The organism is Variovorax paradoxus, assembly GCF_030815975.1.
GTDB classification, from domain to species: Bacteria; Pseudomonadota; Gammaproteobacteria; order Burkholderiales; family Burkholderiaceae_C; genus Variovorax; species Variovorax paradoxus_N.
Genome location: NZ_JAUSXL010000002.1, coordinates 237,202 through 256,990, shown reverse-complemented (window position 1 = coordinate 256,990; position 19,789 = coordinate 237,202). Strand labels below are relative to the sequence as shown.

Genomic DNA, 19,789 nt, shown 5'->3' with positions numbered 1-19,789 from the left:
AAAAGAGGAAATTCACCCATGCAGAACCTCCACTGGACTCCGAACTTGCGCACCGCGGTAGCGGCGGCACTTTTGCTCGCAGGCGCAAGCGCCTCGAATGCCGCCTCGCAGGCGCCGGTTGCGGCCGAGCACGGCATGGTCGTGAGCGCGCAGCACCTGGCCACCAAGGTCGGTGTCGATGTGCTCAAGCGCGGCGGCAATGCCGTCGATGCGGCGGTGGCCGTGGGCTATGCGCTGGCGGTGGTCTACCCGGCGGCGGGCAACCTGGGCGGCGGCGGCTTCATGACCGTGCAGCTGGCCGATGGCCGCAAGACTTTCCTCGACTTCCGCGAGAAGGCCCCGCTGGCCGCCACGGCCAACATGTATCTCGACAAGGACGGCAATGTCGTCAAGGGATTGAGCACGAACGGGCATCTGGCCGTCGGCGTGCCGGGCACGGTCTCGGGCATGGAATACGCGCGGGAAAAATACGGCACCATGAAGCGCGACCAACTGATCGCGCCCTCGATCCAGCTGGCCGAAAAAGGCTTCGCGCTGGAGCAGGGCGACATCGACATGCTGCGCACCTCCACCAACGACTTCAAGAAAGATGCCGTTTCAGGCGCCATCTTCCTGAACAAGAGCGAGCCCTTCGCGGTCGGCCAGAAGCTGGTGCAGAAAGACCTCGCCAAGACGCTGCGCGCCGTCAGCGCCAAGGGTGTCGACGGCTTCTACAAGGGCTGGGTCGGGCAGGCGATCGTGGCATCGAGCCAGGCCGGCAAGGGCATCATCACCCAGGCCGACCTCGACCAGTACAAGACGCGCGAACTGGCGCCGGTGGAATGCGACTACCGCGGCTACCGGGTGGTGTCGGCGCCGCCGCCGAGTTCGGGCGGCGTGATCATCTGCGAGATGCTCAACATCCTCGAGGGCTATCCGCTCAAGGACCTGGGCTTTCGTTCGGCCGAAGCGGTGCACTACCAGATCGAGGCCATGCGCCATGCGTATGTGGACCGCAACAGCTACCTGGGCGACCCTGATTTCGTGAAGAACCCGCTCGACCGCCTGCTCGACAAGGGCTACGCCGAGAAGATCCGCGCCGCCATCGACCCGAAGAAGGCCGGCGTTTCCAAGGACATCAAGCCCGGCGTCGCGCCGCACGAAGGCAGCAACACCACCCACTATTCGATCACCGACCAGCAGGGCAATGCGGTGTCGGTCACCTACACGCTCAACGACTGGTTCGGCGCCAAGGTTACGGCCGACAAGACCGGCGTGCTGCTGAACAACGAGATGGACGACTTCACCGCGAAGATCGGCGTGCCCAACATGTACGGTCTGGTGCAGGGCGAGGCCAATGCCATCGCCCCGGGCAAGCGCCCGCTGAGTTCAATGAGCCCGACCATCGTCTCGAAGGACGGCAAGCCGGTGTTCGTGGTCGGCACGCCCGGCGGCAGCCGCATCATCACGGCGGTGCTGCACACCATCCTGAACGTGGTCGACTACGGCATGAACGTGCAGGAAGCCGTCGATTCGCCGCGCTTCCACCAGCAATGGCTGCCCGACGTCACCAACGTCGAGACCTTCGCCATCAGCCCCGACACCCGCAAGATCCTGACCGATATGGGCCACAACCTGGGCGTGCCGCAGCCGGCCAACCACCTGGCGGCAATCATCGTCGGCGCACCGTCGTTGGGCGGCAAGCCGGTCGGCGCCAACCGTTTCTATGGCGCCAACGACCCGCGCCGCAACACCGGCCTGGCACTCGGCTACTGAATTCCAATCCCAAAACCCTGGCTCAGCCTTTTTTCGCATGCGCGGAACACCGTGGAACCGGCTTTGCCGGGCCACCGGTGTTGCCCCCGGTAGGGGGTGGGCGTAGCGACACGAAGTGCGCGAAGCCTGGGGGCGAGCCATGCACTTTCAAGACATCCTCTATACCCAGGGCTTCGGCACCCGCCGCGTGTGCGCGGGGCTGATCCAGCAAGGCCACGTGAGCATTGCCGGCGCGGCCGTGACCGACCCCTTTGCCGACCTCGACCCCAAGGGCCTGCTTTTCACGGTCCAGGGCACCGAGTGGGCCTACCACGAGAAGGCCTACCTGATGCTGCACAAGCCCGCGGGCACCGAGTGTTCGCAGAAGCCCTCGACCTACCCCAGCATCTACACGCTGCTGCCGTCGCCGCTTCGGCTTCGGCCCAACAAGGGCGCGGTGCAGGGTGTGCAGGCCATTGGCCGGCTCGACCAGGACACCACGGGGCTGCTGCTGCTGACGGACGACGGCCAGTTCATCCACAAGATGGGCTCGCCCAAGCACCATGTGCCCAAGGTCTACGAGGTCACGGCCAAGCACCCGGTGGACGCGGCCCAGATCGACAAGCTGATGGCCGGCGTGGTGCTCGACGACGATCCGAAGCCGGTGCGTGCGGCCGCCTGCGAGTCGGACAGCCCGCTGCACCTGCGGCTGACGCTGACCGAGGGCAAGTACCACCAGGTCAAGCGCATGCTGGCGGCGGTCGGCAACCGGGTCGAGGGCCTGCACCGCTCCCGCATCGGCGAACTGGCGCTGCCGGGCGATCTTGCGGCCGGCCAATGGCGCTGGCTCACGGCCGAGCAGGTCGCGGCGCTGCGGGCACCGGCCAAGCCTCAGAAACCGCCGAAATAAGGGGAGACAGCGCGTCTTCCCGGTCAGCCAGACCTAAGGTGCGGCCGTTAAGATTCCCAGCTCTCTCTCGGAACCTTCCCTTGCGCTTTCTTGCCCGACTGAATGGCCGCTTTCCGGCCTTCCTGATTTCATCCCTGGCGGTTTGGGTGGCACAAGCCGCCGCTGCGGCTCCCGAAGCCCCGCCGATCTTCGTGCTCAACTCGCTGGACGCCAGCGTCAGCGTGGTCAGCCCGGTCGACTGGACCGAAAAGCAGCGCATCGCCACCGGCAAGGAACCGCACCACATCTACATGACGCCCGACGAAAGGTCGGTCATCGTGGCCAATTCGGCGGGCGATTCGCTGACTTTCCTCAACCCGCAAACGGCCGAAGTGCAGCGCGTGGTCTACGGCATCATCGATCCGTACCAGCTGCAGTTCTCGCGCGACATGAAGTGGTTCGTCACCGCGGGCAATCGCCTCAACCACGTCGACATCTACCGCTGGGACGGCAAGGACCTGAAGCTCGCCAAGCGCATCGCGTCGGGCAAAACGCCCAGCCACATCTGGATCGACAACACCAGCACCATCGCCTACGTGACGATGCAGGACAGCGATGAGCTGATCGCCATCGACCTGCCCACGCAGACCATCCGTTGGCGCATCGCCACCGGCGCCATGCCGGCCGACATCTTCGGCATCCACAACGACAAGACCCTGCTCGTGGGCCTGACCGGCAGCGACGGCGTGCAGGTGTTCGACGTGGCCGGCGCCGAGCCGAAGCTGGTCGGCAAGATTCCGACCGGCAAGGGCGCCCATGCCTTCCGCTCGGCTGGCGACGGCAAGAGCGTGTTCGTGAGCAACCGGGTGGCCAACACCATCAGCCGGATCGACCTGGCGACGCTGAAAGTCGGCGCCGTCTACCCGGTGCCGGGCGGGCCCGACTGCATGGACGTATCGGCCGACGGCAAGACGCTGTATGTCACCTCCCGCTGGGCCAAGAAGCTCAGCGTGGTCGATCTGGTGAACAACAAGCTCGTGCGCCAGGTCAACGTCGGCCGCTCGCCGCACGGCGTCTGGACGCTGGACCATGCCAAGCGCCTCTAGCCGCATCGGCCGGGCCACCGCGCTGGCAATGGCCATCGCGGCGATGCCGGCTGCCTGGGCGCAGCAGGGCGCCTCCTGCGACAAGCCGGTCTACCTGACCTTCGACACTGGCCACATGGGCGTTGCCCCGCTGGTGGCCGAGGTGCTCAAGCGCCAGAACGTCCGCGTCACCTTCTTTGCCGCCGCCGAGCGCACCCAGACCGACGGCGACAGCCTCGACAGCCACTGGGCGCCGTGGTGGAAGGCGAGGGCGGCCGAAGGCAACGAGTTCGCCTCGCACACCTACGACCATGCCTACTGGCGCGGCGACCTCAAGGGGGTGGCGCCGAACTTCCGCATCAAGCCCACGGCAGGTGCATTGGCGGGACGAGAGTTCACCTGGAGCGCGGCCGAATACTGCGCCAACATCAGCAAGGCCTCCGAACGGCTGGCCCTCATCACCGGCAAGAAGCCGCTGCCGCTGTACCGCGCGCCAGGCGGCAAGACCTCGCCCCGGCTGCTGGCGGCGGCCAAGGCATGCGGCTTCGAGCACGTGGGCTGGTCGCCGGCCGGCTTCCTGGGAGACGAGCTGCCGAGCGAGAAGTTCAGCAATGACAAGCTGCTGGCGCAGGCGCTGGAAGCCATCCGCTCCGGCGACATCCTGCTCGCGCACCTGGGCATCTGGTCGCGCAAGGATCCGTGGGCGCCGGCCAACCTCGAACCGCTGATCACCGGCCTGAAGGCCAAGGGCTTCTGCTTCGAGACGCTGCGCCAGCATCCGCAATACCGCGCCTGGATCGCATCTCACCCCTGAGGTTGTCGCCGTGATCGACTGGTTGACGGATACCTTTTCCGCATTGCAGGGCTGGTTCTTCGAGACGCTGATCCAGCCGCTGGTGTATGCGGTGGGCCTCGGCGGCTGGACGGAAGACGCCTTCGACGCCACCGGCTGGCTGCTGGTTGGGCTGATCCAGGTCGTGGTGCTGCTCGCGGTCATCGGGCCGCTGCAGCGCTGGCGAGCCGTCGAACCGGTCACCGACCGCCGCGCGATCCGCATCGACGTGCTCTACACGCTGATCCATCGGCTCGGCCTGTTCCGGCTGGCCATGTTCTTCACGCTCGAGCCGTTCTTCGACGAGGCCATCGGGTTTGTGCGCACCGCGGGCTGGGGCACTTTCCATCTCGATGAAGCCTGGCCCGGCGTCACCGACGTGCCGTGGGTGGCGTTTGCGATCTATCTCGTGGTGCTCGACTTCGTCGGCTACTGGATCCATCGCGGCCAGCACCAGTTCAGGTGGTGGTGGGGCCTGCATTCGCTGCACCATTCGCAGCGCCAGATGACGATGTGGAGCGATGATCGCAACCACCTGCTCGACGACATCGTGCATGACACCCTGATCGTCATCGTCGCGCAGCTGATCGGCGTGGCGCCGGGGCAATTCATTGCGTTCGTGGCCTTCACGCAGCTCAGCGAGAGCCTGCAGCACGCCAACCTGAAGCTCGGTTTCGGCGCCCTTGGCGAGCGGCTGTGGATCAGTCCGCGCTTCCACAGGCTGCACCACAGCATCGGGCTGGGCCATGAATCGCGCGGCGCCTACACGCTGGGCGGGTGCAACTTCGGCGTCCTGCTGCCGTGGTGGGACATGCTCTTTCGTACTTCGAATTTCGAGCTGCGCTATGACCCCACCGGCATTCGCGACCAGGTTGAGCCCGGCGCGGACGGCCGGCTGCGCGACTACGGACATGGCTTCTGGGCGCAGCAGTGGCTCGGGCTGAAGCGGATGGTCGGCCGCGGCTGAGCGCCGGTCCCGAGCCTGTCCGAGCCGGTTATCCTTCGCACCCAATGCGCCTGCTTCTCGACTCTTTCTGGCGCGCGGTCGCCTATTGCATGCTGCCGCGCGTGATCGTGCTGTCGCTGCTGCCGCTGGGCCTGATGGTGCTGCTGGCCGCAGGCTTCGGCTATTTCTACTGGGACGCGACGGTCGCGTGGACCCGCGAGGCGCTCGATGCCTGGCCCCTGCTGTCGAGCTTCTGGGGCTGGATCGGGCGGCTCTTCTCGGGCGATGTCACGGCCGTGCTGGCGCCGCTGGTGGTGGTGTTTGCCGCCACGCCGCTGATCGTGGTGGCTTCGCTGCTGATCGTGGCCGGCCTCATGGCGCCCCCGCTCACGGCGCTGGTGGCGCACCGCCGCTTTCCCGCGCTCGAACGCAAGAAGGGCGCGTCCTTCTTCGGCAGCGTGGCGCGCTCGCTCGGCCTGACCCTGCTTGCGCTGGTCGCGCTCGTGGTCTCGATGCCGCTCTGGCTCATTCCGCCGCTGGTGCTGATCCTGCCGCCGCTGATCTGGGGCTGGCTCACCTACCGGGTGATGAGCTTCGACGCGCTGGCCGAGCACGCGAGCCCCGAAGAGCGGGCCGCGCTCCTGCGCGCGCACCGGCTGCCGCTCTTGTGCATCGGCGTGCTGTGCGGCTACCTGGGCGCGGCGCCCAGCATCGTCTGGGCCTCCGGCCTGCTGTTTGCCGCTGCCTTCTTCGTGCTGGTGCCGCTCGCGATCTGGATCTACACGCTGGTGTTTGCATTTTCGGCGCTCTGGTTCGGCCACTACTGCCTCGACGCCCTGGCGCAGCTGCGTGCGCAGCGCGGCGCCGCGGCCGCTTCTTCCGGCCCATCCGACGGCGCACCCGCGACCGAGGCCGACCGGGCCCTTCTCTCCCAATGGAAATCCCCATGACCCGCGCATTCGGCCTGATCGTCGTCGGCGACGAAATCCTTTCCGGCAAGCGTGCCGACAAGCACATGCCCAAGGTCATCGAACTGCTCGCCGCGCGCGGCCTGCAGCTCGGCTGGGCCGAATACGTGGGCGACGAGCCCGCGCGCATCACCGCCGCGCTCGGCCGCGCCTTCGGCTCGGGCGACATCGTCTTTTCGACCGGCGGCATCGGCGCCACGCCGGACGACCACACGCGGCAATGCGCCGCGCAGGCGCTGGGCGTGCCGCTGGAACTGCATCCGGAGGCCGAGCTGCTGATCCGCGAGCGCATGCAGGACACCGCGATGGAGCAGGGCATTGCCTACGAACCCGACCGGCCCGACAACGTCCACCGCCTCAACATGGGCGTGTTCCCCAGGGGCGCCTCCATCATCCGCAATCCGTACAACAAGATTCCGGGCTTCAGCGTCGAGCATGTCCATTTCGTGCCGGGCTTTCCGGTGATGGCCTGGCCCATGATCGAATCGGTGCTCGACAGCCGCTATGCGGACCTGTTCACCAGCGGCCAGTCGGCCGAGAAGTCGGTCATCGTCTTCGGCGCCATGGAGGCAACGCTCACGCCGCTGATGCTTGCGATCGAGACGGCGCACGCCGGCATCAAGGTGTTCAGCCTGCCGAGCGTCGATCATCCCGAATACGGCCGCCACATCGAACTTGGGGTGAAAGGCGATCCCGTTCGCCTGGATGCCGCCTACGCTCAGCTGATCGAGGGCCTGCACGCCTATGATGCGAGGCTTGGCCCGGAATTGGTGCGATAGTTCTTATTGCACCAATTCGGTGAATATTCGCCTTTTTTTGGTGTTTGCGGCAGCCATCGAAGCCTCCGCGCGAGCGGCGACAATGGCATAGAAACTGCATCCTCTGTCCCTGTATTCCTAACCACCATCCAACTCAGGAGAAACTGATGGCAAAGACCGTCGCCGATGTACTCAAGCTCGTCAAGGAAAACGAGGTCAAGTTCATCGACTTCCGCTTCACCGACACCCGTGGCAAAGAGCAGCACGTGACCGTGCCTGTTTCGGCATTCGATGAAGACAAATTCACTTCGGGACACGCTTTCGACGGCTCGTCCATCGCTGGCTGGAAGGGAATCGAGGCCTCGGACATGCAGCTCATGCCCGACCCGAGCACCGCCAACATCGACCCCTTCTTCGAAGAAACGACGCTGATCCTGACCTGCGACGTGATCGACCCCGCCGACGGCAAGGCCTACGAGCGCGACCCGCGTTCGCTCGCCAAGCGCGCAGAGGCCTACATGAAGGCCTCGGGCCTGGGCGACACCGCCTTCTTCGGTCCGGAACCCGAATTCTTCGTGTTCGACGGCGTCCGCTGGAAGAACGACATGTCGGGCTGCTTCGTCAAGATCGACTCCGAAGAAGCCTCGTGGAACACCGACAAGGAATACGAGCACGGCAACACCGGCCACCGTCCCGCGGTCAAGGGCGGCTATTTCCCGGTTCCCCCGGTCGACAGCTTCCAGGACATGCGCTCGGAAATGTGCCTGGTGCTCGAATCGCTCGGCATCCCGGTCGAAGTGCATCACCATGAAGTGGCCAACGCCGGCCAGATGGAACTGGGCACCAAGTTCAGCACGCTGGTTCAGCGCGCCGACTGGATCCAGCTGCAGAAGTACGTGATCCACAACGTGGCCCACGCCTACGGCAAGACCGCCACCTTCATGCCCAAGCCCATCGTCGGCGACAACGGCTCGGGCATGCACGTGCACCAGTCGGTCTGGAAGGACGGCAAGAACCTGTTCGCCGGCGACGGCTATGCGGGCCTGTCGGAGTTCGCGCTGCACTACATCGGCGGCATCATCAAGCACGCCCGTGCCCTGAACGCCATCACGAACCCCGGCACCAACAGCTACAAGCGCCTGGTGCCCGGCTTCGAAGCCCCGGTGAAGCTGGCCTACTCGGCCAAGAACCGCTCGGCCTCGATCCGCATTCCGTTCGTGGCCAACCCGAAGGGCCGCCGCGTCGAAGCGCGCTTCCCCGATCCGCTGATGAACCCGTACCTCGGCTTCGCTGCGCTGCTGATGGCGGGTCTCGACGGCGTGGAAAACAAGATCCACCCGGGCGAAGCCGCCAGCAAGGACCTGTACCATCTGCCGCCGGAAGAAGACGCGCTGATCCCGACCGTCTGCCACAGCCTCGACCAGGCGCTCGACTACCTCGACAAGGACCGTGCGTTCCTGACCAAGGGCGGCGTGTTCACCGATGCCTACATCGATGCCTACATCGAACTGAAGATGCAGGAAGTCACGCGCTTCCGCATGGCGACCCATCCGGTCGAGTTCGACATGTACTATTCACTCTGATTGCGAGCCCCTGACGGGGATTCAAGACAAAAGGACGGCCTCGGCCGTCCTTTTTTGCTGGCGCGGAACATCTTGTCACCAGTGAAGTCGAATTGCAGGAAAATGCGCCTTTGTCGCGCCATCACCGATTCTCATGAAGACTGCTTCTCTCATTTTCCTGGCCGGTTCATTGTTGGCCGCCTTGCCCGCGCCCGCCCAGGAGCGCGTGTGGCGCTGCGGCAATGAATACACCAACAATTCGACCATCGCCCAGCAAAAGGGCTGCAAGGTCATGGAAGGCGGCAACGTCACCGTCGTGCAGGGCACCAAGCCTTCGGGCGGCGGTTCAGCCGGCGGCGGTTCAGCTTCGACGGCGTCCCGTGCACCCGCGGGCAGCCCGCGCGTCGAAGGCGTCGACCAGCGCGCGCGCGACGGCGAAGCCCGCTCGGTGCTCGAAGCCGAGCTCAGGAAGGCCGAAGCCCGCCAGGCGGAGCTGCAGAAGGATTACAACAACGGCGAGCCCGAGAAGCAGGGCAGCGAAGGCCGTAACTACCAGAAGTACCTCGATCGCGTGGCTGAAATGAAGGCCGAGCTGGCCCGCAACGAGAGCGACATCGCGGGCATTCGCCGCGAACTCGGCCGCCTGCCGGCCAAGCAGTAGAGACATGGCGTTCGGGAAGAAGGCGGCCGGCGCCACTCCGCGCTTTCAGTCCTTCGACCTGCTGTCCACGCTGATTGCCGTGGTCAGCACCAACGGTTCGGTGCTGTTTGCCAATGCGGCCCTCGAAGACGCGCTGGGCACTTCGCGCCGCACGCTCGAAGGCTCTCAGTTCGGTGCCTGTTTTCACGAGCCGCACGTGCTTCGCACCGCCATCGACGGTGCGCGCAGCAACGACTTCGCCACGCTGCGCTATGAGGCCTTCCTGCGCCGCGTCAATCATGAATTGATGCCGGTGCAGGTCACGCTGGCCCAGGGCGACAAGCCGGGCGAACTCATCATCGAGATGTCGCCGCTCGAACAGCAGGTGCGCCAGGACCGCGAGGAACGCCTGCTCGACCAGGCGCAGGCCAACAAGGAACTCATCCGCAATCTCGCGCACGAGATCAAGAACCCGCTGGGCGGCATCCGCGGCGCGGCGCAGCTGCTGCAGATGGAGGTCGAGTCACGCGACCTGATCGAGTACACGCAGGTCATCATCCACGAAGCCGACCGGCTGCAGACGCTGGTGGACCGGCTGCTGGCACCGCATCGGCGCCCGCACGTGGTGGGCGACGTGAACATCCATGAAGTCTGCGAGCGCGTGCGCTCGGTCATTCTTGCGGAGTTTCCGCGCGATCTGCACATCGAGCGCGATTTCGACGTGTCGATTCCCGAATTCCGCGGCGACCGCGAACAGCTCATCCAGGCCACGCTCAACATCGTGCACAACGCGGCGCAGGCGCTGGCCGAGCGCCGCGCGGCAGGCGATGCGCAGATCACTTTCAAGACACGCATCGCCCGGCAGGTGATATTCAACAAGCAGTGGTATCGATTGGCACTGGAATTGCATGTCATCGACAATGGACCGGGTGTGCCGGACACGATCAAGGACCGCATCTTCTATCCGCTCGTATCGGGCAGGGAAGGCGGAACAGGGCTTGGATTGACGCTTGCGCAAACTTTTGTGCAACAGCATCACGGCGTGATCGAGTGCGACAGCGTCCCGGGCCGAACCGATTTCAAGATATTGATACCGCTGCCCTAGCAGCCACGGCAACAAGGAGATGCATGAAGCCGATCTGGATAGTTGATGACGACCAATCGATCCGCTTCGTGCTGGAGAAGGCCCTTTTGCGCGAAGACCTGCCCACGCGCAGCTTCACCAACGCGCGCGAGGTGCTGGCCGCCCTCGAACTCGCCGACGACGACGAACAGCAGGGCCCACAGGTCCTGGTGAGCGACATCCGCATGCCCGGCGGCTCCGGGCTCGACCTGCTCGACAAGATCAAGGCCAAGCACCCGGGCCTGCCCGTCATCATCATGACGGCGTTCTCCGACCTCGACAGCGCCGTCTCGGCGTTCCAGGGCGGTGCCTTCGAATACCTGCCCAAGCCCTTCGACCTGCCGCGCGCCGTCGAGCTGATCCGCCGCGCCGTCGACGAAAGCCAGCGCGAGGAAGTGGCCGAAGAGCGCATGGTCGCCGCGCCTGAAATGCTGGGCCAGGCGCCCGCCATGCAGGACGTGTTCCGCGCCATCGGCCGCCTCTCGCAAAGCAACGTGACGGTGCTCATCACCGGCGAATCGGGCTCGGGCAAGGAACTGGTGGCGCGTGCGCTGCACAAGCATTCGCCGCGCGCCAACGGCCCCTTCGTGGCCATCAACACCGCAGCCATCCCCAAGGACCTGCTCGAGAGCGAACTCTTCGGCCACGAGCGCGGCGCCTTCACCGGCGCGCAGACCATGCGGCGCGGGCGCTTCGAACAGGCCGAGGGCGGCACGCTCTTTCTCGACGAAATCGGCGACATGCCCTTCGACCTGCAGACGCGCCTCTTGCGCGTGCTGAGCGACGGGCATTTCTATCGCGTGGGCGGCCACAACTCGGTCAAGGCCAACGTGCGCGTGATCGCGGCCACGCACCAGGACCTCGAGCAGCGCGTCAAGCTCGGCGGCTTCCGCGAAGACCTGTTCCACCGCCTCAACGTGATTCGCCTGCGCCTGCCGGCGCTGCGCGAGCGCGGCGAAGACGTGCCGGCGCTCACGCGCCATTTCCTGCAGGTGAGCGCGCGCCAGCTCGGCGTCGAACCCAAGCGCATTTCCGATGCGGCCCTGGCCAAGCTGGCTTCGTTCAGCTTTCCCGGCAACGTGCGCCAGCTCGAAAACATCTGCCACTGGCTGACCGTGATGGCGCCGGCCCAACTGATCGAAGCCAAGGACCTGCCGCCCGAAGTCATGGCCGCGGCAGCCGGTGCGCAAGCCGCCGAAGCGGCCGCCGCCACGACGGCGCCTTTGCAACCCGCGCCACAGCTGTCGCCGAGCCTCGAGCGCGAAGCGGCACCGGCGAGCGCTGCCGCACCGGAAGCCGCCGAAGGCCTCGTGGGTGCGAGCAGCTGGGAAAGCGGCCTCGAGATCGAAGCCCAGGCGCTGCTCGCGGCCGGGCGCACCGACGTCTGGGATGCGCTGTCGCGCCGTTTCGAATCGCGGCTGATCCTTACCGCGCTGGCCAACACCCGCGGCCGCCGGATCGAAGCCGCTCAGAAGCTGGGCATCGGCCGCAACACCATCACCCGGAAAATCCAGGAACTAGGAATCGAGTAAGCCGCCTCACAAAGAGAGAGCGGCTGCCTCCCTTCCAGAAACACCGAGGAACCGGCTTTGCCGGGCCTCTGGTGTTGCCCCCGGTAGGGGTTGGCGCAGCGACACGAAGTGCGCGAAGACTGGGGGCGAGCCAAATGCCACCGAGGAACCGGCTTTGCCGGGCCTCTGGTGTTGCCCCCGGTAGGGGGTTGGCGCAGCGACACGAAGTGCGCGAAGACTGGGGGCGAGCCTCAGTTATCGGCTGCGCTGCCCCAGCGTCAGCGAGTCGAGCTGGAAGTTGCCGCTCTTGTCCCAGAGCCATGTGTCGACGTAGGTGTGGCCGCCCAGGCCTCCCGGGCTGGGCAGCGGCGACGCCGCCTTGATGAGTTCCGCAATCTTTCCCGGCACCTCGGGCGCATGGCTCGGCACGCGGCTGAACGTGACGTTCCTGACGTTGCCTTCGGCATCGAGGTCGGTTTCGACCACCACCACCGCATAGACCAGCGGAGGAATCTTTCCCTTGTAGATGCGCTGTGGGTAGGCCTTGTAGATCTGGCGCGCGCCCGTCTTGCGATAGGCCCGCACGGCGGGCGTCTGCGCGGTGATCAGCCGCACGGTCGGCACATCGGTCCTCGCGCTTGGCACCTCGTCGGTGGCGGAACTGGCCGGCTTGCCGTCGCCGGGTTTGTCCGCGGGCTTGAATGCGGAACAGGCGGCGAGCGCGAGCGCCGCTGCGATGGTCGTGAGGGTGCGGATGGTCATGGTCATCAAATTCCCTGGTCGAGGTCGAGCACCACCGGTGCGTGGTCGCTTGGCTTTTCCCACTTGCGTGGTACGCGGTCGATGATGCAGCCCTTGGCGCGCGGCACCAGCGGCTCGCTCACCAGGATGTGGTCGATGCGCAGGCCGCGGTTCTTCTGGTAGCCCAGCATCCGGTAGTCCCACCACGAATAGCTTTTCTCCGGCTGCTCGAAGAGGCGGAAGCTGTCGACCAGGCCCAGCTGGAGCAGCGCCTTGAAATGCTCGCGCTCTTCGGTCGTGTGATGGATGGTTTCCGCCAGGCCCACGGGATCGAAGCTGTCGCGGTCTTCCGGTGTGATGTTGAAATCGCCGAGAAGCACCAGGTTCGGATGAGCGGCCATTTCCGCACGCAGCCATTCGCGCAGGGCGCGCAGCCAGCCCATCTTGTATTCGAACTTGTCGGTGCCCGGCGCCTGGCCGTTGACGAAGTAGCCGTTCACGATGCGCAGCGGACCCGCCGGCGTCTCCACCGTGGCCGCAATCACGCGGGACTGGTCATCGGTGAAGCCGCCGATGTTCCTTGCCACGTCGCGCATCGGCGCAAGGCTCAGTATGGCGACGCCGTTGTAGGTTTTCTGGCCGAACACGGCAGCCTCGTAGCCGGCCGACTTGAGCACATCGAGCGGGAACTTGTCCTCGCTCATCTTGAGTTCCTGCAGGCACAGCACGTCGACGGGATTGGCAATGAGCCAGTCGAGCACATGCTGCAGGCGGGCGGTGAGGGAGTTGACGTTCCAAGTGGCTATTTTCATGAAAACGCTAAGCTGTTGGTTTTAAAGGCATTTTTACTGATAACTGATGGGGTTTTCGTTCTGTGCCCCGCTGGGTATCCCTAGGTGGGCCCTCTGCAGCTTAGCAAAAGCACTTGAGAACACGCGTTACGCTTGACGTGCGCGCGATCGGCACCGCCCTCTAACTTTCATGCATGGTTGCCGACGATGAGCGAGGACGGACGCCGTCCACACCGGCAGGAGATCGAGCGCGCCATCGGGAATCGGCCCTGCGGAGAACTCTGCGGAGCGCTCATGCGCGCCGGTGTCCCTGCAGGGCCGGTCAACTCGGTCTCGGAGGGGTTTGCCCAACCTCACACGAAGCATCGCGAGATGATGGTTCAGCGCGACGGCTATGGCGGTATCGGGCTCTCGGTCCGGCTGCAGGCCACCGCCGGCACGCCGGCAGGATATTTGTCGCAGCCGGCATGCGTCAGAAGTCGCCGCTGATTGCCGCGCTCCTCACGGGCGAGGCCGCGAGCGGAAAGCCAGGCGTGGTCGATTGACAGCTGAAGCGCGCATAGACCTCGTCATTGCCGACCCAGTCTTCGTCGAGGCTGTCGCGGCTGACGATCCGGTTGAAGGTGTAGACCCCGTCGGCCGTGACGGTCTTCGATGAGATGGAAAAGAGCGAATCATCAGCGCCATTGAAGCCGCTGTCCTCGCCCCAGACCCGGCAGCCCAGCTTGAACTTGAGGCCCAGGTTCTTGACGAGGTTTTCTTCGAAGTTGTCCAGGTTGACGCGGACGGTCGCATCGACCTTGGCCTGTGAAGTACCGGAAATCAGCGTGACGCGAAGCGAGGGTTGAGAAAGAGAAGGCATGAGAAGACTCCTGTAGGGATTGGGGGCGAGAGACAAGAGGGCTGCCAAGGTCTCGCCCCGCGGGCCCCGGCGTCGGCTCGAATCTGGCATGCCATCGAACCGACACCTTCATGCTAGGTGTTGGCCGCGCTTTTTTCGTCTCACAAAAGCACAGGTCTGAATGCGTAGGGGTTGGCGTGGTGGCTGGCTTTCCTGGATAGGCACCTGGAGACCTGCGCGGCCGATGGCTGTTCAGCCTGGGCCAGATGGCAGGCCTGCGGCCTCACCGGATCTCGCCGCTCGTTTCGATCGGGAGTTCGAGCGTGAAGGTCGCTCCGGTGCCCGGTCCGTCGCTGTGGGCGGTGAGCGTTCCGCCCATTTCATGCGCGGCAACCACTGCGCTGTGCAGCCCGAAGCCATGCCCGGTTTTCTTTGTGGTGAACCCGTGCGCGAAAATCTGGGTCAGGGCCTGCGTCTCGATGCCCGTCCCGTTGTCCGCGACGCGGATGCGCAGCCGTTGGCCCGGCGCCATATCCACCCGCAGTTCGAGTCTCGGATCGCGATGGGCCACGCCCTCCATGGCCTGCTCGGCATTGGCGATCAGATTCACCAATATCTGCAGTATGCGACCCTTGTCCAGCGGCAACTGCGGAATGGGCGCAATCTCTTTCTCCACCACCATGTGGCGCTGTGCCAGCGCCTCTGCATTGATGCGCAACGCATCTTCCACCAGTGCGCCGACCTGCGCCATTTCCAGCAACCTGGACGCGCCGGCATGGGCCTGCTGCGCGGCGATGATCTCCTTGATGTGCTCCACCTTCTTGCTCAGCGCCACCAACTCCTCGATGGCATCGTGCTGCTCCGCTTCCAGCGCGCGGGCCAATTGGCGCAGGTAGCCGGGCAGCATCTTGCCTTTGGCGTCCGATGCCAGAAACGCACCAAGGTCGTCTGCATGATCCTCGATCAGCTGGACCGCCCGCGCGAGCCCCTGGACCTTTGAAGCGCGAATGCCCGAGAGAATCAGTGCAGCAGACACGTTCACGCTGTTGAGCACATTGCCGACGTTGTGCAGCACATTGGTCGCGATCCTGGCCATGCCAGCCAGGTGCGAGGCTTCGATCAACTGCTTGTGCACCTCGGCGATCTGGCGTTCGGCTTCTTTCAGGTCGGAGATGTTCTTGGTGATGCCGAAGGTTCCGATGATCTGGCCTGCACGATTGCGCAGCGGCATCTTCGTGGTCAAGGCCCAGGAATCGGGGCGCCCATCTATCCAGGTTTCCCTCTCCACCTTGCCGATCATCGGCAAGCCCGTGCGGATGATCTCCTGCTCGTCCTCGAACGCCGGGCGGGCGTGTTCTTCGGAAAAAACGTCGAAGTCCGATTTGCCCACGAGTCCTTCGGGAGTGGCCATTCCGAACTCGAGGGCCTGGGCCGTACTGCTCTTGATGAAGCGAGACTGGAGGTCCTTGAAATAGATGTGATCCGGAGAGTTGTCCAGCAGCGCCCGCAGGAGTTCGCGCTCGTTGACGAGCATTTCATTCGCCTGGCGGCTGCGGGTGAGGTCGAAACAGGACCCCCTGGGTGCCGACAATCGTCCCGCCCGGCTCCCGCACCGCGGATTCGATGAACTGCAAGCACTGCGGCTGGTCGCCGCTACCGGAAAAAGCTTCTTCGCGCTCGGCTTGCTGCCCGGTCTGCATGATCAGCGCGTGCTGAAGGCATTCCTGCGCCGCGAGTTCCGGCCGCCACATCGAATGGAGATCCTGTGCCGCGCCAGACGCGATCTCGTCGGCGGTTCGGCCCAGGATGCGGTCTGCAGGCATGCCCTTGATTTGACAGAACCGGGGGTTGACGAAGATGAAGCGCCCGGCCGCGTCCTTGCGAAAAAGGCCGACGGGCAACTGCTCGACGAGCGGCGCCGCTTCCTCCGAGAGGGATGAGCCTGCGATGGAGGTTGGTTGGGTTCGCATGGTCATGGAGTCGCTCTTCGCTCATGGGTTGTCGACATCGGAACACCCGGGTGGAAGCCGCCCGATGGCGCCGTCGGCCGAGGCACAGCCATGAAGGCGCGTGGCGATGGTACGGGATACCTGTAGAAATTGTCCTGCATCAACCATGGCGTCCGGCTGTCAGGGCGGTCCCCTTCAGCGGTGAAACTTTCGGCTCCAACCCACCTGGAGATCCCGCGATGCCGGACGACATGGAGATCCGCGTTCCACAGGACGACGAGCGAATCGACATCACCGACCTGAAAGAGGTCGACTACTGGACGAAGTGGTTCGGCGTCAGCGAGGCCCGGCTGCGGATGGCCGTCGCGTCCGCGGGCACCATCAAGGACGATCTGCGGACCTACCTTGGCCTTCCCTGAAGGCCGGAGCCGAAAGGCGCGCAGCGGCTGGCCTGCGGCCGCACCTTGATCGATGGCTGCCGAATCGAAGCTCGCAATCTACGGCGCGATCGCGGCCAATGTGGCCATTGCGGCGACCAAGTTCGCCGTGGCCGGCATCACCGGCAGTTCGGCCATGCTGTCGGAAGGCATCCATTCGGCGGTCGATACTTTCAACGGCGTGTTGCTTCTGGTGGGCATCCGGCTGAGCCAGCGGCCCGCAACACCCGAGCATCCCTTCGGCCACGGCAAGGAGCTGTACTTCTGGAGCCTGATCGTCGCGGTGCTCATCTTCGGCCTGGGCGGCGGCGTGTCGTTCTACGAAGGCGTCCAGCACATGCGCAAGCCGGAGCCGATGCGCGATCCGGCCTGGAACTATGTGGTGCTGGGGCTGGCCGCATTGTTCGAAGGCACCAGCTTCCTGATTGCGCTGCGGCAGTTCCGCGCTCAATCGCGCGGCGCCGGGTTCTGGCGGGCGCTCGGGCAAAGCAAGGATCCGACCACCTACACCGTGCTTGCCGAAGATTCGGCGGCGCTGGTCGGACTGGCCGTGGCGGCGCTGGGCATCTACTTCAGCCACCGCCTCGGTATGCCGACGCTCGACGGCGCCGCCTCGGTGGTGATCGGGCTGCTGCTGGCCGGCGTGGCGGTGCTGCTGATCAGCCAGGCCCGCGGGCTGCTGATCGGCGAGGGCATCCGCCCGGAGACCGCGCGAGCCATCCGCAGCCTGGCCATGGAGCAGCCGAGCGTGCAGGACGTCGGCCACGTGCTGTCGATGTACATCGGCCCTGACGAGGTCCTGGTGGTGGTCGACCTGAATTTCAAGGAAGGCACGGCCACCGGCGACGCGGCCGACGCCATTGCCGCGATCGAGCAGCAGGTGCGTGGGCGCTATCCGATGATCAGGCGGCTTTTCATCGAGGCGAGCGAGGCGCCCGTGGAAGAAGCTGCCTCCGCGCGGGCCGGCGGGATCGTCGGCCTTGGCTGACGATCGCTGCCGCCATTGCCTGAGCGCTCCCGTGCCGCAGGCACTCCACTGTCGGGGCTCATTCAGGAGGTTGCCAGCCATGAACACGCCATCGCCGAAGCGCCGCGAGCGCTCTCACGACGAACCGGAGATCACCCAGGAAGAATCCGTGCCCACCGACGGCAAGGACACCGAGGGCGAGGAGCTGATGAAGAAGGTCGACAACAAGAAGCTCGAGGACCCTGGCGATGCCGAACGCAAGACGCCCGACAAGTCCTGAGCCGTTCCCGCTGCTGCCCGCGCCCGGCGCTGCGGGGCAGTGGCGTTGTCTTCTCTCGAAGAAGGACGATGCCCTACAACCCGGGACCTGCACCCCTTGATAAAAATCCTCCTGGCAGATCGCGAACAGAACAGGGCCAAAAGGACTGTCTGTCCATCGATGGAGGAAGAAATGAAACTCGACGGCACGGCCGTGTCGTCCACGCAGGACGGCCTGATGAAAGTCGGTGTTCCCGGCCTCGACGATGTTCTTGGCGGCGGGCTCACGTCCAATCGTCTCTACCTGGTCGAAGGCACGCCCGGTGCCGGCAAGACCACCATCGCGCTTCAATTCCTGATCGAAGGCGCCAAGCGCGGCGAGTCGGTGCTGTATGTCACGCTGTCCGAGACAGCGCAGGAGCTCGGGGGCGTGGCGCGTTCCCATGGCTGGGACCTGAGCGGCATCGAGGTGCGCGAGATGCTTCCGTCGGAAGCCGCGCTCGAGCCCGACGAGCAGTACACGATGTTCCATCCGTCCGAGGTCGAGCTCAGCGAGACCACCTTGAGGATCCTGTCGGATGTCGATGTGCTCAAGCCGTCGCGCGTGGTGTTCGATTCGCTGTCCGAGCTGCGCCTTCTGGCCGGCAGCTCGCTGCGCTACAGGCGGCAGATCCTGGCGCTCAAGCAGTTCTTTGCCGGCCGCCAATGCACGGTGCTGCTGCTGGACGACATGACCGCCATGAAGCACGACCTCCAGGTGCAGAGCATTGCCCATGCGGTGCTCCGGCTGGAGCAGATCAGCTCCGACTACGGCGCCGCGCGGCGCCGGCTCGTGGTCAGCAAATACCGGGGCCAGCAATTCCGCGGCGGCTACCACGACTACCGGATCGAGCGCGGCGGCTTGCGCGTCTTCCCGCGGCTGGTCGCGTCCGAGCATCCTTCGGCGCCGGCGCTGACGCAGGTGCGCATTCCCAGTGGCCTGGATTCGCTCGATGCCCTGCTGGGCGGCGGCCTCGAGCGAGGCACGAGCACGCTGTTCGTCGGCGCGCCGGGCACCGGCAAGTCGACGGTGGCCGTGCAGTTCGCGCTGGCCGCGGCGCAGCGCGGCGAGTGCGCGGCCCTCTTCATCTTCGACGAGAGCATTCACACGCTGCGCACCCGCTGCGAGAGCATGGGCATGGACCTCGGGCCGTACATCGAATCCGGCCGCATCAAGGTGCGGCAGGTCGATCCCGCCGAGCTGTCTCCGGGCGAGTTCGTGCATCTGATCCGGCTGGCGGTGGTGGAGTGCGGTGCGGCGGTGGTGGTGATCGACAGCCTCAACGGCTACCTCAACGCCATGCCCGACGAGCGCTTTCTGATCGTGCAGCTGCACGAGCTGCTTTCCTACCTGGGGCAGGCCGGCGTCGCCACGCTGCTGGTGGGCGCGCAGCACGGCCTCATCGGCATGCAGATGAAGACGCCCGTGGATGCGAGCTACCTGGCGGACGCCGTGGTGCTGCTTCGCTACTTCGAACTCGAGGGCGAAGTGCGCCAGGCGATCTCGGTGCTGAAGAAGCGCGGCGGCGCGCACGAGCGGACCATCCGCGATTTCTCGATGACCGCCAAGGGCCTCGTGGTCGGCGAGCCGCTGCGTCATTTCAGGGGCATCCTGACGGGCATTCCCATCCCCACCGACGGCGCGCAGCACGCATCGTGAGCCCGCCCGCCGCATCTGTCGAGCAGCGCATCCTGTTGCGGACCGCAACCTCCAGGGA

Annotated in this window: 21 protein-coding genes; 16 read left to right on the top strand and 5 right to left on the bottom strand. The window is 65.3% G+C overall.

Annotated features, from left to right (window positions below):
- Nucleotides 1-18 precede the first annotated feature (18 nt).
- The 11 genes from ggt to ntrC all read left to right on the top strand — a co-directional run bounded on the left by ggt (nt 19) and on the right by ntrC (nt 12,069).
- The gene (gene ggt, locus QFZ47_RS04980; protein ID WP_307654594.1) at nt 19-1,755 is read left to right on the top strand and encodes a gamma-glutamyltransferase; all 1,737 of its coding nucleotides are present in this window, start codon (nt 19-21) and stop codon (nt 1,753-1,755) included.
- A gap of 139 nt (nt 1,756-1,894) precedes the next feature.
- Nucleotides 1,895-2,644 carry a pseudouridine synthase gene (locus QFZ47_RS04975; protein ID WP_307654593.1) on the top strand — a complete coding sequence of 250 codons (750 nt, stop codon included), beginning with the start codon at nt 1,895-1,897 and terminating at the stop codon, nt 2,642-2,644.
- Between the two features lie 80 nt (nt 2,645-2,724).
- Nucleotides 2,725-3,729: a YncE family protein gene (locus QFZ47_RS04970; protein WP_307654592.1), complete on the top strand. Its 1,005-nt coding sequence runs from the start codon at nt 2,725-2,727 to the stop codon at nt 3,727-3,729.
- Nucleotides 3,713-4,522 carry a polysaccharide deacetylase family protein gene (locus QFZ47_RS04965; protein WP_307654591.1) on the top strand — a complete coding sequence of 270 codons (810 nt, stop codon included), beginning with the start codon at nt 3,713-3,715 and terminating at the stop codon, nt 4,520-4,522. The genes QFZ47_RS04970 and QFZ47_RS04965 overlap by 17 nt, the downstream gene beginning before the upstream one ends.
- Nucleotides 4,523-4,532: 10 nt before the next feature.
- Entirely contained in the window at nt 4,533-5,507 is a 975-nt protein-coding gene (locus tag QFZ47_RS04960; RefSeq protein ID WP_307654590.1) for a sterol desaturase family protein, read from the top strand.
- A gap of 44 nt (nt 5,508-5,551) precedes the next feature.
- Nucleotides 5,552-6,436 carry an EI24 domain-containing protein gene (locus tag QFZ47_RS04955; protein ID WP_307654589.1) on the top strand — a complete coding sequence of 295 codons (885 nt, stop codon included), beginning with the start codon at nt 5,552-5,554 and terminating at the stop codon, nt 6,434-6,436.
- Nucleotides 6,433-7,233 (top strand): competence/damage-inducible protein A, encoded by an 801-nt coding sequence (locus tag QFZ47_RS04950; protein WP_307654588.1) that lies wholly within the window; start codon nt 6,433-6,435, stop codon nt 7,231-7,233. Before QFZ47_RS04955 ends, QFZ47_RS04950 begins: the two co-directional genes overlap by 4 nt.
- Before the next feature lie 146 nt (nt 7,234-7,379).
- Nucleotides 7,380-8,795, top strand: a complete 1,416-nt coding sequence (gene glnA / locus QFZ47_RS04945) for a type I glutamate--ammonia ligase (RefSeq protein WP_307654587.1) — start codon at nt 7,380-7,382, stop codon at nt 8,793-8,795.
- A 133-nt stretch (nt 8,796-8,928) separates the two neighbouring features.
- Nucleotides 8,929-9,435: a hypothetical protein gene (locus tag QFZ47_RS04940; RefSeq protein WP_307654586.1), complete on the top strand. Its 507-nt coding sequence runs from the start codon at nt 8,929-8,931 to the stop codon at nt 9,433-9,435.
- Between the two features lie 4 nt (nt 9,436-9,439).
- Nucleotides 9,440-10,519: a nitrogen regulation protein NR(II) gene (glnL, locus tag QFZ47_RS04935; RefSeq protein ID WP_124956831.1), complete on the top strand. Its 1,080-nt coding sequence runs from the start codon at nt 9,440-9,442 to the stop codon at nt 10,517-10,519.
- Between the two features lie 23 nt (nt 10,520-10,542).
- Nucleotides 10,543-12,069, top strand: a complete 1,527-nt coding sequence (gene ntrC / locus QFZ47_RS04930) for a nitrogen regulation protein NR(I) (RefSeq protein WP_307654585.1) — start codon at nt 10,543-10,545, stop codon at nt 12,067-12,069.
- A 234-nt stretch (nt 12,070-12,303) separates the two neighbouring features.
- Here ntrC and QFZ47_RS04925 read toward each other — a convergent pair whose 3' ends face one another.
- Nucleotides 12,304-12,810, bottom strand: a complete 507-nt coding sequence (locus QFZ47_RS04925; RefSeq protein ID WP_307654584.1) for a hypothetical protein — start codon at nt 12,808-12,810, stop codon at nt 12,304-12,306.
- Nucleotides 12,811-12,815: 5 nt separating this feature from the next.
- Nucleotides 12,816-13,601 (bottom strand): exodeoxyribonuclease III, encoded by a 786-nt coding sequence (gene xth / locus QFZ47_RS04920; RefSeq protein ID WP_307654583.1) that lies wholly within the window; start codon nt 13,599-13,601, stop codon nt 12,816-12,818.
- 186 nt (nt 13,602-13,787) lie between these two features.
- On the opposite strand from xth, the gene QFZ47_RS04915 reads away from it, so the two are divergent.
- Nucleotides 13,788-14,069 carry a CoA transferase gene (locus tag QFZ47_RS04915; RefSeq protein WP_307654582.1) on the top strand — a complete coding sequence of 94 codons (282 nt, stop codon included), beginning with the start codon at nt 13,788-13,790 and terminating at the stop codon, nt 14,067-14,069.
- Here the strand turns inward: QFZ47_RS04915 and QFZ47_RS04910 are convergent.
- The 3 genes from QFZ47_RS04910 to QFZ47_RS04900 form a co-directional block, all read right to left on the bottom strand.
- Nucleotides 14,053-14,442, bottom strand: coding sequence for a hypothetical protein (locus QFZ47_RS04910; RefSeq protein WP_307654581.1), 390 nt, complete (start codon nt 14,440-14,442; stop codon nt 14,053-14,055). The genes QFZ47_RS04915 and QFZ47_RS04910 overlap by 17 nt on opposite strands.
- Before the next feature lie 262 nt (nt 14,443-14,704).
- Nucleotides 14,705-15,955, bottom strand: coding sequence for an ATP-binding protein (locus QFZ47_RS04905; protein WP_307654580.1), 1,251 nt, complete (start codon nt 15,953-15,955; stop codon nt 14,705-14,707).
- 1 nt (nt 15,956) lies between these two features.
- Nucleotides 15,957-16,397, bottom strand: a complete 441-nt coding sequence (locus QFZ47_RS04900; RefSeq protein ID WP_307654579.1) for a PAS domain-containing protein — start codon at nt 16,395-16,397, stop codon at nt 15,957-15,959.
- Nucleotides 16,398-16,609: 212 nt separating this feature from the next.
- Between QFZ47_RS04900 and QFZ47_RS04895 the strand changes: the two genes are divergently transcribed.
- From QFZ47_RS04895 to QFZ47_RS04880, 4 genes are all read left to right on the top strand, one after another.
- The gene (locus QFZ47_RS04895) at nt 16,610-16,789 is read left to right on the top strand and encodes a DUF3606 domain-containing protein (RefSeq protein ID WP_307654578.1); all 180 of its coding nucleotides are present in this window, start codon (nt 16,610-16,612) and stop codon (nt 16,787-16,789) included.
- Nucleotides 16,790-16,841: 52 nt separating this feature from the next.
- Nucleotides 16,842-17,795: a cation diffusion facilitator family transporter gene (locus QFZ47_RS04890; protein ID WP_307654577.1), complete on the top strand. Its 954-nt coding sequence runs from the start codon at nt 16,842-16,844 to the stop codon at nt 17,793-17,795.
- A 79-nt stretch (nt 17,796-17,874) separates the two neighbouring features.
- Nucleotides 17,875-18,054 (top strand): hypothetical protein, encoded by a 180-nt coding sequence (locus QFZ47_RS04885; protein ID WP_307654576.1) that lies wholly within the window; start codon nt 17,875-17,877, stop codon nt 18,052-18,054.
- A gap of 171 nt (nt 18,055-18,225) precedes the next feature.
- Nucleotides 18,226-19,731, top strand: coding sequence for an ATPase domain-containing protein (locus QFZ47_RS04880; RefSeq protein ID WP_307654575.1), 1,506 nt, complete (start codon nt 18,226-18,228; stop codon nt 19,729-19,731).
- The last annotated feature ends 58 nt before the right edge of the window (nt 19,732-19,789 follow it).